The sequence below is a fragment of the Humidesulfovibrio mexicanus genome, from assembly GCF_900188225.1.
In the GTDB taxonomy this organism is placed as follows: domain Bacteria; phylum Desulfobacterota; class Desulfovibrionia; order Desulfovibrionales; family Desulfovibrionaceae; genus Humidesulfovibrio; species Humidesulfovibrio mexicanus.
Map to the genome: position 1 here is coordinate 303,413 of NZ_FZOC01000002.1, position 12,600 is coordinate 316,012.

The following is a 12,600-nucleotide window of genomic DNA, read 5'->3' on the forward strand; positions in this document are numbered from 1 at the left end:
AGGGGAACGTGGGCCCGGACCGACGGCGGCTACCTCTTTTGTTCCACCGCCTCGAAGCAGGGAATGCACAGGGTGCGGCCTTGAAAGCGTCGCGTGCGCGACTCCATGACCCGCTCGCCGCAGGTGTCGCAAACCAGGCTCTCAAGAATGCTGGGTGGGCGGGGCGGAAGGGACTCCAATTTGGTGATGTCAAACATGTCCTCAAGCTCCATGGCCATGAAGCTGCGCTGCATCTGTTTGCGCAGATCAAGCAGCTCCTGGCGTTCGGCGTCCGTGGCCCTGCCGTCGATGTCCTTGCGCATGAGCGGGACCATGTGCTCGTCCATGCCCCGGCGCGACTGGGGCCGCAGCACGGCCCGGAACCCCGGACCGCCCCGGCGGTGGAAGGTGAAGGCCATCTTGCCCAGGTCGCGGAAGACGAGGTTGCCCTTGCCCACCGTGCAGTTGGTCAGCATCATGATGGCGTCCACACCGCACATGTCGGTTTCGCACACGGCCACCAGGTCCGGCCCGGCCGGGCCGAGTTCGCGCAGGGCCAGTTCCGCGGCGCGGATTCCGATGGCCAGCCCGGGACATTCGTGACCATGGAAGGCGATGCAGGCGCTGATCTGCTCCGGGGATATCATGCAGGGCATGTGTCATTCCTCCGTAATGGGGACAACGATGGGGTGTCCGTTGATCTGGTGGATTTGAACCGGCAGGCCGTAGACTTCGCGCACGGTTTCGGCCTGCACTTCGGCCGGGGGCGCGGCGGCAACGATGCGGCCGTTTTTGAGAAAGACCAACTGGTTGGCGAAGCGCAGGGCGGTGTTCAGGTCGTGCAGGGTCATGACCACGGCCATGTGGTGCTGCCGGGCCACATGGCCGATGAGCCTGAGGATCTCCACCTGATTGCGCAAATCAAGCGCGCTGGTGGGCTCGTCGAAAAGCAGCAGCCGGGGCTCCTGCACCAGGGCGCGCGCAATGGCCACCTTTTGCAGCTCCCCGCCGGAAAGCTGGTCCAGGTGCCGCAGCCGCAGGGGCTCCAGGCGCAAGTGCCCGATGGCCGCTTCCACCACTCCCAGGTCATGCGCGTCTGGTCGCCAGCGTAAATGCGGCTTGCGGCCCAGCAGCACCGCATCGAAAACGGTCAGGCGCGGGGCCTCGGTGCGTTGCGGCACGTAGCCCACCGCCTTGGCCACGGCGGTCGGGGCCAGGCGCAGCACGTCCGCTCCCTCCACCAGCACCGCCCCGTGGCTGGGCCTGTGGATGGCGTTGACGCATCGGAGCAGCGTGGATTTTCCCACGCCGTTCGGGCCCAGCACGGCCAGAATCTGGCCGGGCGCCACGCAAAAATCCACGCCCTGCAAGACCTCGCGGCTGGCGTAGGAGAATCGCAGGCCCGCAACCTCAAGGATCATGCGCGCCGCCCCCGCAAAATGAGCACGAAAAACGCCGGAGCGCCGAGGAACGCCGTGAGCACGGACACCGGCAGCAGCTTGGGGGCCAGCAGCAGGCGGGCGGCGGTATCGGCGGCGAGAAGCAGCAGCGCGCCCCCTACGGCGGTTGCGGGAAGCAGGAAGCGGTGGTCCGCGCCGACAACCCGTCTGACCAGATGCGGGGTCACCAGTCCGACGAAGCCGATGACCCCCAGGAAGGAGATGATCACCGCCGTCACAAGGGCGGCCACCAGCATCCCCGCGAAGCGCACGCGGTCCACGGCCACGCCAAGGCCCCGCGCGGTCTCGTCCCCGGCGTCCACGGCGTTGTAATTCCATGCGTTCAACAGGAAGTACGCCGTCGCGGCAAGGGTCACCCCCGCAAGGATGCCCACCTGAATCCAGTCGGCGCGCGCCGTGTCGCCGAAGGTCCAGAAGACCATCGCGGCCAGTTGGGTGTCGTCGGCCATGTACTGCAGAAACATGGTGCCCGCAGTGAACAGGGCGCCCAAGGCCACGCCCGAGAGCACCAGCACCTCCGGCGTGGCGCCGCGCGCCCGCGCCAGCAGCAAAATCACCAGGGAGGCGGCCAGGCTGGAGCAGAACGCCGCGCCCACCACCAGCATGGGCTGGGTGAGCAGCGTGGCTCCTCCGCTGCTGGCGGTCATGCGGCCATCCCCCAGAACCAGCACGGCCACGGCCGCCCCAAAGGCGGCGGCGTGCGAAATGCCCAGGGTGAAGGGCGAACCCAGAGGATTGCGCAGCACCGACTGCATGGCCGCGCCGCACAGCGCCAGCCCCGCCCCCGCGGCCACCGCGGCCAGAGCCTGCGGCAGCCGGATGTTCCAAATGATGAGCCGGGCGCGTTCGTTGTCCGCCTGGCCCACAAGCGCGCGGAGCACGCCGCCCACGGAAAGATCCGCCGCGCCAAGCCCCAGGGACAGGGCGAGCAGGGCGGCCGTGCATACGCCCAGCACCGTGATGAAGGCGACCTTGCGCCCGATGTAGCGGGCGTATTCCGGCGATGGCTTGGCCTGGACGAAATGCATCTAGCGCAGGTCCAAAGGCTTGAAGGCCAGGCCGTGGAAGGCCGCGTCCATTTCGCGGTACACGGGCTTGCCAACCAGGAAGGTGTAAATCTCGTCGGCCTTGGCCTCGGGGCGAACGTCCTTGAACTGGTCGGGGTAGAGGGTCTTGCCCACGAAATAGGCATCGGCCAGGATGGAGCCGAAGTTCTGGGAGTACCAGTTGTACGGCAGCACGCCGAACACGCGGCCCTGACGCACGGCGCTGAGGCTTTTGTATGCCGGGTCGGCCTTGAGTTCGTGCAGGCCGCCCGCGCCTTCGCCCAGTTGCAGGGTGGACAGGTCGAGGAACAGGAAGTCCGGGTTCCATTCCAGAACTTTTTCCTTGGCCACGCTCACAACGCCGGGCGCGCCGGGCAGGGCGGCCACGTTGCGCGCGTTCAGGAACAGGAAGGGCGGATAGCCGGGCTCGGTGGAGTTGAAGCCGTGCGGTCCCTTGAGCGCCACGCCGCCCACAAACGCACTGGGGCGCTTGGCTCCGGGTATCTTGGCCGCCCGGCGGCCCAGCTCGGCGATGTGTGCGTCGAAGAAGCGGACAAGGGCCTCGGCGCGCTCCTGCCTGTGGACCACCTGGGCCATGATGCGCAGGGAGGCGAAGAAGTCCGGGCGCTTTTTGCCCAGGTCGCCGTAGTTCAGCGCAACGACAGGAATGCCGGTCTTGCGTTCCAGATCCTGCGGGCTGACGCCCATCTCCGGGCTGGTCTTGAGGATGACCTGGGGCGCCGGGGACAGGGTGAGGATGCGTTCGGGGTTGTCGCTGCCCCGGAACTGCCCGAAGACGGGCAGCGTGCGCAGCTCTGGATGGGCCAGGGCGTAGGGGCGCGCATCGAAGGCGTTTCTGCGGCTTTCGATGTCGTCGGCGGCCACGGCCATGCCCTGGGCCTGCAGGTAGACCAGCAGGCGCAGGCAGCCCGGACCGGAGCAGATGACCCGCTCCACCTTGGCCGGAATGGTCACCGCGCGGCCATAGCCGTCTGTGATGGTTCTGGTCTGCGCGGCCTGGGCTGCATTGGCGCACAACAGCAGCAGGATCAGCGCGCAGGAAAGAGCTTTGCCCATCATGGCCTCCGGAAGGATACGTGTTGGGAAGGTCGAGAATGCGAAAAGCGTAACACGTTTTGTGTATCTCCTGGGCAGGTGTCTGTCAATCATGCTCCGCCAATCGATTCAGTTCGTTGAGATTGTTTCTTGGTGCAGGCGCTTGAACGCCAGGGCTGTGGCGGAGGCCGAAGGCGGGGAGCGAGGTGTTGCGGAGGCCCAGCTGGCGGGAAGGGCGGAGGCTTGGGACAGGGGGGGGCGCAATGGCCGCACCATGCCGCGGTCATGGTGTGCGCGAACAAACGCCGACTGCAGGAGGCCGGGGCGTGGCGGGCGCCATTGGATTGTCAGGGCCGGAGCCTCGTGGTTCACGTCCTTCGCTGTCGGGCTGGCCGTCTGCTCCGGCTGTGGCCGCCCCCTTCGCTCACTCCGAGTAGTCGCGCCATCCTGCCGCGCGCAGCTGGCAGGCCGGGCACTGGCCGCAGCCATAGCCCCAGGGGTGGCGCTGGCCGCGCTCGCCACGGTAGCAGGTATGGGTGTGTTCGAGGATGAGGTCCACAAAGGGCTGGCCGCCCAGGTCGCGGGCCAGGGCCCAGGTCTGGCCCTTGGTCAGCCACATGAGCGGCGTGTCGATGACCAGGCGCGTCTCCATGCCCAGGTTCAGGGCGACTTGCAGGGCCTTCATGGTGTCGTCGCGGCAGTCCGGGTAGCCGGAGTAGTCGGTTTCGCAGACCCCGGTGACGAGGTGCTTGAGGCCGCGACGATAGGCCTGCGCCCCGGCGAGGGTGAGGAAGACGAGGTTTCGGCCGGGCACGAAGGTGCTGGGCAACCCGGTGGCGGTCATGGAGATCTCGACATCATGGGTGAGGGCGGTTTCGCCCAGTTGGCGGAACACGTCGAGGGAGAGCAGGGTGTCCGAGCCGAGCTTTTGGGCCCAGTCCGGCCGCTGGCCGCGCAGGGCGGCGAGGACAGCCTCGCGGCATTCGAGCTCGATGCTGTGGCGCTGGCCGTAGTCGAAGCCCAGGGTCTCCACGCGGTCGAAGCGCGAGAGCGCCCAGGCCAGGCAGGTGGTGGAGTCCTGCCCGCCAGAAAAGACAACGAGCGCACCGATGGGGGTGGGGGTCACGTCAGCTAGACTCCTCTGGCCTCGGCCGGCCAGATGTGCTTGTGCAGTTGCAGGTTGAGCCGCGCGTCCAGGTCGGCGTCGAGCATCCAGCGCGCAAGGTCGGCGGCGGCGAGAATGCCGGGCACGGGAGAGAGGTTCACGGGGTTTCTGCGGGCGTCTATGCGCGGCAGCAGGCAGAGCATCCGCTCCCAGTCCAGCCGGTCGGCGATGACGAACTTGACCTCGTCGCGCGCGCGCAGGCGCTCCAGGTTCTCGGTGTCCATTTTGGCGGACTCGCCGCTGGAGGGGCCTTTCATGTCCACGATGGCGGCCACGTCCGGATGCAGCGCGGAGATGTCCAGGCTGCCGTTGGTCTCCACCAGCACGGTGCGGCCATCGCGCGCAAGCCTGTTGGCCAGGGCCACGGCCTCTGGCTGGAGCAGGGGTTCGCCGCCGGTGAATTCCACAAGCATGTGCGGCAGGCCTCCGCCCAGGGCGTCGATGCGCGCAAGCACGGCTTCGGCGCTCAGGTCTTCTCCGCCCTCGTGGGAGTAGGCGGTGTCGCACCAGGCGCAGCGCAGGTTGCAGCCGACAAGCCGCACGAACACGCAGGGCCTTCCGGCAAAGGTGCTCTCGCCCTGAATGCTCTTGAAGATTTCGCAGATGCGCAGGCTCATGGCTCCTCCCAGTAGGTGACCTCCGCGCCGGGGGTCTCGGCGATGCGCACGCGCGAGACGCGGGCGGCCGAGCCGTTCTGGGGCGCGCTCTGCGCCAGCCGTTCACCCAGGTCGTGGAACAGATGCCGTGCGATGTTCTCGGCCGTGGGGTTCTGTCCGCTGAACGGCGGCAGGTCGTTCAGGCAGGCGTGGTCCAGGGTGGCGAGCGCCTCGCGCAGGATGCGCTTGATTTCGCGGAAGTCGAGCCCCATGCCGATGTCGTCGAGCTCGTGGCAGAGCACGTAGGCGGTGACGCCCCAGTTGTGCCCGTGGGTGTTCCTGCAGTCGCCGGGATAGCCCGCAAGCCGGTGGGCGGCGCAGAACTCGCCGCGCACGCAGAGTTCGTAGTTGCGTTTCATGAGCGTGATGCTACGGCCTCACGCGCCGGGTCGTCAATGGCCGCGCGGCCAGGTTTTTCCGGCGCGGCGCGGCGGCTTCTCGTGGAACTGCACGGTTTCGATCGGCGCGAAGTCGTCCAAGTGGCGCGAAAAGGCTGCATCAAGAAAGGAGTCCACCCATCCGGAGACATTGCTGCGGCGCACGTTTTCGCGCAGCTTGTGCATACGCATACGGCGGTCGGGCCTGGAGAGGCAGCAGGCGGTCTTGATGGCGTCCGCCACCTCCTCGGTGTCGTAGGGGTTCACCAGCAGCGCGCCCAGGCGCTGGAACTGGGCCGCCGCCCCGGCGAACTCGCTCAAGACCAAGGCCCCGGTCTCTGTGACGTTGCTTGCGCAGTATTCCTTGGCCACCAGGTTCATGCCGTCGCGCAGGGGCGTAACCAGCGCCACGTCCGAGGCCAGGTAGTAGGCCACCAGTTCCTGGCGCGAGAGGTTGCGGTACAGGTGGTGGATGGGCACCCAGCCGGGCACGGTGAACTCGCCGTTGATCTGGGTCACCAGGCGCTCGATCTCGTTTTTGAGTTCCTGGTACTCGCCAACGCCCTCGCGGCTGGGCACCAGCACCTGCACGTGGCAGACGCGCTCGCGCAGCTCCGGGTGGCGGGCCAGGGCGCTGCGCAGGGCCCGCAGCCGCTGCGGCACGCCCTTGGAGTAGTCCAGGCGGTCCACGCCGAGCAGGATGGTCCTGTCCCGGTAGGCCTGGCGAATGGCGCGCGCCTGCGCGGCCATGGCCGGGCTGGCGGCGAGCTTGGCGAAGGCTGCGTAGTCTATGCCGATGGGGAAGCAGCCGATGCGCACGCTCTTTTCCTCCACCCCCGCGGTGACGACGCAGCCGCGTCCCCAGACTTCCGCCCGCGGGTGGAGCACCTGCAGGCAGCGGATGAAGTTGCGCCGGTCGGCCAGGGTTTGGAACCCCACCAGCTGGTGTTCCAGCAGCGCGGAGAGCACCTGCCTGCGCCAGGGCAGCTTGAGGAAGATGTCCGGGGCGGGGAAGGGAATGTGCAGGAAGAAGCCGCAACTCCTGCGTGCGCCCTGTTCGCGCAGAAATCCCGCCACATGCATGAGGTGGTAGTCGTGCACCCAGACGTAGTCGTCCTCGCGGGAGTTGGCGGCCACGGTGCGGGCGAACTTCCTGTTCACCTCCTGGTAGCAGTTCCAGTAGCGGGGCTCGAAATTGCAACGCGACTGGAAGTCGTGGAACAGGGGCCAGATGATTTCGTTGGAGAAGCCCTCGTAGTAGTCGCGGTGTTCCTCCCCGGTCAGTTCCACGGGCAGGAGCCTGTACCCCGCCTCCTTGGAGAAGCGGGCGAAGGGGGCGCTGGCCTCGGCCTCGCCGCCCTGTCCGCAGGAGCCGATCCATAGCCCGCCGCGATCGCGCAGCACCGGGGCCAGCGCGGTGACAAGCCCGCCCGCCCCGGCCTGGACCTCCCAGCCGGAGGGCTTGCGCGCCAGGGTCACGGGCAGCCTGTTGGAGACCACCACCAGCCGTCCCCGCAGGCCGTGGGCCTCCCCCCCCTCCTCAGGGCCATCGCCGGGAGCGGTGGCGACCGCAGGGGGGCTTGCGGAGAGGGCGCAAGCGTTGAGGAACTCCAACAACTCCCCTGGCGGGCGCAGCAGGTGCCGGGCCAGGCTGGAGCGGCCGCGCCTGGCCACAAGCACGGCCAGCCCCTCGCCGCCCAGGGCGCTAAAGGCGTCCTCGTCGGTGAGATCGTCCCCCAGGTACGCCACGGCCAGCCCCTGGCCGTGCCGGGCGCGTTCCTCGGCCAGCAGCCGTTCCACGGCATGGCGCTTGTTGCAGGCGTGGCAACGCAGCTCAACGCCGCCGTCGAAGGGCAGCACCTCGGCCCCAGCGGCCTGGGCCATGTGGCCAAAAGCGTGGGTGGCCGCAGCCAGCAGCTCCGCGGCCTTGGGTGGGGTCAGGCCCCGCACGTGCAGGGCAAGGCAGCCGTGCTTTTCCTCCAGCTGCTGGGTGACGGCTTGGCCTTCAGCCCAGAAGCGGGCATCGGCCAGGGCGCGTTCCCAGGCCGGGGGCAGGGGCGCGCGCGAAATGGTGCCACCCGGATCGAGCCGCTCGGCCCCGTGACTGCCGAAGACTTCCAGACCCTTGGGCAGCCCGAGCAGGGAGGACACCTCGGTGGCCAGCCGACCGGAGACGATGACCACCCGCCAGTCCGATGCGCGGCACAGGGTCTCCAGGTGGCTGCGCACGCCGACATAGGGCGCGGCCTTGTGGCGTTCCACGCTGAATGGAGCCAGGGTGCCGTCATAGTCGAGCATCAGGAGCTTGCGGGGCGCGCTCAGGAAGGCGCGGAATTCTTGGGAGCGCACAAGCTGTGTCCAGTGTTTCATGGGGTCTCCTCCGTGGGGGCGGGCGGGGTGGTGAGCAGGCGTATGCCGATGTGAAGCAGGCCGCCAAGGCCAGTCTTCGGGGCGGTGCCCAGGGCTTCGCCCAGTTCGAAGAGCGCCTGGTCGAGCAGGAAGGTTGAGAGCACGAGCTCCCGCCCGGACCGGTCTTTTGGCAGGAAGTCCGCTCCATCGGCCTCTCCCAGGTAGCCGCGCAGCAGGCAGCGGGCCATGCGCCCGCACCACTCGTCGGCCCAGGCGCGCAGTCTCGTGGCGTCCTGCGGCCGGGCCTGCACCTGTCGATTGAGAACGCTCTCCGTCACCAGCAAAAGGGAGCACAGCAGGTCGCATACGTCGCGCAGGGGCGAGCGCTTGAGCCTGCGGGCGGAGAGCGAGCGCGTGGTGCGGCCCTCGAAGTCCACGATCATGAAGTCGCGACCGGTGAAAAGCAGGTGCCGCAGGTCCAGTTCCCCGTGCACGCGGATCTTGCGCCCGCGCGTGGAGCTGTCCCGAAAGCGCAGCAGACGCGCGGCCAACTCCTTTCGCAGATCCAGCAGCTGGTCGGCCAGGAGCGACTCCGCCTGGGGCAGGCCGGGGCGCTCCAGGGCCAGAAGGTCCAGAATGCGTCTGCTGTGGCTTGAGATGTCCTGGTACACCGAGCGTTTGTAGCCCTTGTCGAAGGGCTCCGGGACAAAGGCGGGATCGCCCCGGTCCAGGGCCAGGGCCAGGTGCATCTGGGCCGCCCGGCGGCCGATGAGCTCTATGGCCGCTTCTGCGGGATCGCCCGGAGAGGCGGAGGCCTCGGCTTCGTCGTCCGGTGGCCACGCCAGTCCGGAGAGCAGGGACAGCGGTGCCGGGGCGGGCTCCTCGCTTGGGGCCTTGCGGTGCAGGTGCAGATCAAGGGCCGTTGCGCATAGTTGCCAGGCCGTGGATTCGCTGTCGACGAAGCGGCGCGCCAGGGCCAGCACCAGGGGGTCGGCTCCGGGCCGCTCGTAGCGCAGCTCGCCCAATATCTCCGGGGTGTTCTGGAAGCCTCCGGGGCCGGTCAGGTGTCGCACCACGTCCAGGTCCGGGGTGCCGCCCTCCGCAGTGCGGCGGAACAGTTTCACCAGCACCCTGCGCCCGTAGGCCAGCAGCACGTTGGTGGAGGGACCGTCGATGAGCTCCGCGTGCGGAGGGGGTTCGGTTGCGCCGCGCAGCCCACGCCCGGCCGGGTCCAGGCTGACCACGAACTCCCCGTTGTGGGCGCGGATGCGCCGCTGCTGGTCGAAGAGCCGCAGCAGTCCGTTGTGGGCGCGGCGCTCCCTTGGCCCCTCGATGATGGCGCCGGGTGGTTCCGTCAGCGCGCAGATGTGATCCTCCGGGCGTTCCTCAAGCACGCGCGCCCCCTGCTCCGCGTCCACGAAGGACAGGAGCAGCGTGCGGGCCTGCGCGGCGCCGCTCTCGTGGCGCGATTCGAGGACGCAGAGCCAGGCCGGGGCGCGGTCCGTGCCCACGGGCAGGGCATCCAGCAGGGCCACGTCGATGAGCTGGACCTCCGCATGGGCGCGCCTGCGCAGGAATTGGGGCAGAACCCGCGACTGGAGCGCAGCCTTGAGCTCCGCATCCAGGAAGCGGCCTATGCCCGGTCCGCGCCTGCGCAGGGCCAGGGTGGGCGGCGCGTGGGCGCCGGTCCCTGCCTGCCGTTGCACATCGTTCAGGGCAAGGATGAAATACCCGTGCGCGCCCAGGGTGAGCGGGTATTCGCGCCTCTCGACGGGGTGCAGGCGCGCGCCGCCCAGGCATTCTACAGGAGTGCAGCCCGCGTAGTCGGGCAGGTCCAGGCGTGCGGCCTGCGGATGGCGGGAGAGGTTCACCACCACCAGCAGGCAGTCGCCGTCGATCTCGCGCAGATAGGCCAGCACCTTCGGGTTGTCCTGGCGCACCATGCGCATGACTCCCTGGCTCAGGGCCTTGTGGCGGCCGCGCAGGGCAATGAGCCGCTTCATCCACCACAGCAGGGAGGATGGATTGCGCTGCTGCACCTCCACGTTTACGGCTTGGTAGTGGTATTCCGGATCGATGACCACGGGGAGGTAGAGCTGTTGCGGGTTGGCGCGGGAGAACCCGGCGTTCTTGTCCGGGCTCCACTGCATGGGGGTGCGCACCCCGTTGCGGTCGCCCAGGTAGTAGTTGTCGCCCATGCCGAGTTCGTCGCCGTAATAGATGACTGGGGAGCCGGGCATGGTCATGAGCAGCACGTTCATCAGTTCCATGGCGCGGCGGTTGTTGCGCAGGAGGGGGGCAAGGCGGCGGCGTATGCCCAGGTTGATGCGCGCTCTTTGGTCGCGGGCGTACACTTGGTAGAGGAAGTCCCGCTCCTCCTCGGAAACCATCTCCAGGGTCAGCTCGTCGTGGTTGCGCAGGAATATGGCCCACTGGCAGTGGGGAGGTGCGGTCGGAGTCTGTTCCAGAATGTCCGCCACAGGGGCCCGGTCCTCCATTTCCAGGGCCAGGAACATGCGCGTCATGAGCGGGAAGTGGAAGATCATGTGGCTCATGTCGCCTGCGCCGAAGTAGCGCGCCGCGTCCTCGGGCCACTGGTTGACCTCGGCCAGGAGCATACGTCCGGGGTGCCGCCTGTCCACATGGGCGCGCAGCCGCCGCAGCAGGTCGAAGGTCTCCGGCAGGTTCTCGCAGCCCGCGCCCTCCCGCTCGAAGAGGTAGGGCAGGGCATCCAGGCGCAGGCCGTCCACGCCCATGGAGAGCCAGAAGTCCACCACCCGCAGAAGCTCGGTCTCCACCCTGGGGTTGTCGTAGTTCAGGTCCGGCTGGTGGGAGTAGAAGCGGTGCCAGAAATAGGCCCCGGCCACATGGTCCCAGGTCCAGTTGGCGTGTTCGAAGTCCTTGAAGATGATGCGCGTGCCCGCGTACTTGTCCGGGTTGTCGCTCCAGACGTAGAAGTCCCGCTCCGGCGAACCGGGTTTGGCCTTGCGGGCGCGCTGGAACCAAGCGTGCTGGTCCGAGGTGTGGTTCAGCACCAGTTCGGTGATGACGCGGATGTCCCTGCGGTGCGCTTCGCGCAGGAAGGAGCGGAAGTCCGCCAGGGTGCCGTAATCGGGGTGCACGGCGCAGTAATCGGCGATGTCGTAGCCGTCGTCGCGCAGGGGAGAAGGATAGAAGGGCAGAAGCCACAAGGCGTTTACCCCGAGGTCCTGGATATAGTCCAGGCGGCTGGTGAGGCCGGCGAAGTCTCCGTGGCCGTTGCCGCTCTTGTCCAGAAACGAGCGCACATGGACCTCGTAGATGACGGCGTCCTTGTACCAGTGCGGGGCGTTGTTCCTAGCGTATGGTGAAGGCATGGTCCTCCTTGGCGTTTGTGCCCTGGGGGCCCTCGGCCCTGGCCAGGCGCGTGCGCGGCAGGGCCTCGGGCAGAGATTCGCGCAGGAAGTCGGTCAGGCGTTCGCGCACCAGGCAGCGCAGATCCCAGCAAGTAGAAGCATCGGCCGCGCTGACCAGGGCGCGCAGCTCCAGGGTCGCCGGTCCGGCCTGGGTCACCTGCAGCCCGCAGACCCTGCCGTCCCACAGCCCGCCCGCCTCCTGGCTGCAGATGCGCTCCAACTCCCGCCGGATGGCCGATACCGGGGCGCGGTGGTCCACATGCACGAACACCGTGCCCAGAAGTTCGGAGCTGGAGCGTGTCCAGTTCTGGATGGGCCGCTCAAGAAAGTACGTGGTGGGCAGCACCAGGCGACGCTGGTCCCAGATGCGCACCACAACATAGGTGATGCCGATCTCCTCGATGCGGCCCCATTCGCCTTCCACCACCACCACGTCGTCCAGGCGGATGGGCTGGGTGATGGCTATCTGCACCCCGGAGATGACGGCGCCGAGCAGCCGTTGGGCCGAAAGCCCCGCCACCGCGCCAGCGATGCCCGCCGAGGCCAGCAGGCTGGCGCCCACGCCGCGAGTGGCCTCGAAGACCATGAGCCCGGCGGAGAGCGCCAGCACGGCCACCAGCACCGTGAATAGCCGCCGGAACAGGCGCGCTTTGGTGAGCATCCTGCGCGCGTGCAGGTTATCCTGGGCGTTCAGGTCGTACGCGTGCTGCACCCACAGGCCCAGCACGCCGCCAAGGGCCAGGGCCAGCCAGGCCAGAAGCGCGATGAGACCCAGGATTGCGGCCTTGTCCGCTGTCGGCCGGGCGGCTTCGGGAAGGGGCCAAGCCGTCATGGCCAGTTCCAGCGCCAAGAGCAGCGTGGCCATGCGGCCGGGGCCGCGCAGCATCTCCAGAGCCTGGGGCCATATGCCGTTTCCCCTGGCCAGGGCTGCCCGCCGCAGGGCGCGAAAGGCGAGGGCCTGGGCCAGCAGCCCCAGGGGGATCGCGCAGGCCAGGGCGAGAAAGGGCATGAACAGTTCTTGGGCAGGCATCGGCATGATGGAAAAACGACCTCCCTCTGGGTGCGCGGCTGCGCCGCCCCTGGGGGGGCTGACCTCCGGATATCCGGAACTCGGCTC

The 12,600-nt window shown here is 68.3% G+C and carries 10 protein-coding genes; all 10 read right to left on the reverse strand.

The genetic code is table 11. The features are described from left to right. Nucleotides 1-29: 29 nt before the first annotated feature. Nucleotides 30-635, reverse strand: coding sequence for an FmdE family protein (locus CHB73_RS05150; RefSeq protein ID WP_089272787.1), 606 nt, complete (start codon nt 633-635; stop codon nt 30-32). Between the two features lie 3 nt (nt 636-638). Further along, the gene (locus CHB73_RS05155; RefSeq protein WP_089272789.1) at nt 639-1,400 is read right to left on the reverse strand and encodes an ABC transporter ATP-binding protein; all 762 of its coding nucleotides are present in this window, start codon (nt 1,398-1,400) and stop codon (nt 639-641) included. After that, complete coding sequence (locus tag CHB73_RS05160) at nt 1,397-2,467, reverse strand: FecCD family ABC transporter permease (RefSeq protein WP_089272791.1); 1,071 nt, start codon at nt 2,465-2,467, stop codon at nt 1,397-1,399. The genes CHB73_RS05155 and CHB73_RS05160 overlap by 4 nt, the downstream gene beginning before the upstream one ends. Continuing rightward, a complete protein-coding gene (locus CHB73_RS05165; protein ID WP_218819346.1) occupies nt 2,468-3,562 on the reverse strand; it encodes an iron ABC transporter substrate-binding protein in 1,095 nt (364 codons plus the stop codon). Nucleotides 3,563-3,965: 403 nt separating this feature from the next. Next, nucleotides 3,966-4,667, reverse strand: a complete 702-nt coding sequence (queC, locus tag CHB73_RS05170) for a 7-cyano-7-deazaguanine synthase QueC (protein ID WP_089272795.1) — start codon at nt 4,665-4,667, stop codon at nt 3,966-3,968. A gap of 5 nt (nt 4,668-4,672) precedes the next feature. Continuing rightward, nucleotides 4,673-5,323 (reverse strand): 7-carboxy-7-deazaguanine synthase QueE, encoded by a 651-nt coding sequence (locus CHB73_RS05175; RefSeq protein ID WP_089272797.1) that lies wholly within the window; start codon nt 5,321-5,323, stop codon nt 4,673-4,675. Next, complete coding sequence (queD, locus tag CHB73_RS05180) at nt 5,320-5,721, reverse strand: 6-carboxytetrahydropterin synthase QueD (protein ID WP_089272799.1); 402 nt, start codon at nt 5,719-5,721, stop codon at nt 5,320-5,322. The genes CHB73_RS05175 and queD overlap by 4 nt, the downstream gene beginning before the upstream one ends. A 33-nt stretch (nt 5,722-5,754) precedes the next feature. Then, complete coding sequence (gene otsB, locus CHB73_RS17265) at nt 5,755-8,109, reverse strand: trehalose-phosphatase (protein WP_089272801.1); 2,355 nt, start codon at nt 8,107-8,109, stop codon at nt 5,755-5,757. Then, nucleotides 8,106-11,444, reverse strand: coding sequence for a maltose alpha-D-glucosyltransferase (treS, locus tag CHB73_RS05190; RefSeq protein WP_089272803.1), 3,339 nt, complete (start codon nt 11,442-11,444; stop codon nt 8,106-8,108). Before treS ends, otsB begins: the two co-directional genes overlap by 4 nt. Further along, nucleotides 11,425-12,492 (reverse strand): mechanosensitive ion channel family protein, encoded by a 1,068-nt coding sequence (locus CHB73_RS05195; protein ID WP_179216907.1) that lies wholly within the window; start codon nt 12,490-12,492, stop codon nt 11,425-11,427. The genes treS and CHB73_RS05195 overlap by 20 nt, the downstream gene beginning before the upstream one ends. Between the last annotated feature and the right edge of the window lie 108 nt (nt 12,493-12,600).

Bases quoted from the DNA above. Each gene is read 5' to 3' on its own strand.
- CHB73_RS05150 (WP_089272787.1), bottom strand. From the start codon at position 635: ATGCCCTGCATGATATCCCCGGAGCAGATCAGCGCCTGCATCGCCTTC.
- queD (WP_089272799.1), bottom strand. From the start codon at position 5,721: ATGAAACGCAACTACGAACTCTGCGTGCGCGGCGAGTTCTGCGCCGCC.
- CHB73_RS05195 (WP_179216907.1), bottom strand. From the start codon at position 12,492: ATGCCCTTTCTCGCCCTGGCCTGCGCGATCCCCCTGGGGCTGCTGGCC.
- CHB73_RS05165 (WP_218819346.1), bottom strand. From the start codon at position 3,562: ATGGGCAAAGCTCTTTCCTGCGCGCTGATCCTGCTGCTGTTGTGCGCC.
- otsB (WP_089272801.1), bottom strand. From the start codon at position 8,109: ATGAAACACTGGACACAGCTTGTGCGCTCCCAAGAATTCCGCGCCTTC.
- CHB73_RS05175 (WP_089272797.1), bottom strand. From the start codon at position 5,323: ATGAGCCTGCGCATCTGCGAAATCTTCAAGAGCATTCAGGGCGAGAGC.
- CHB73_RS05160 (WP_089272791.1), bottom strand. From the start codon at position 2,467: ATGCATTTCGTCCAGGCCAAGCCATCGCCGGAATACGCCCGCTACATC.
- treS (WP_089272803.1), bottom strand. From the start codon at position 11,444: ATGCCTTCACCATACGCTAGGAACAACGCCCCGCACTGGTACAAGGAC.
- CHB73_RS05155 (WP_089272789.1), bottom strand. From the start codon at position 1,400: ATGATCCTTGAGGTTGCGGGCCTGCGATTCTCCTACGCCAGCCGCGAG.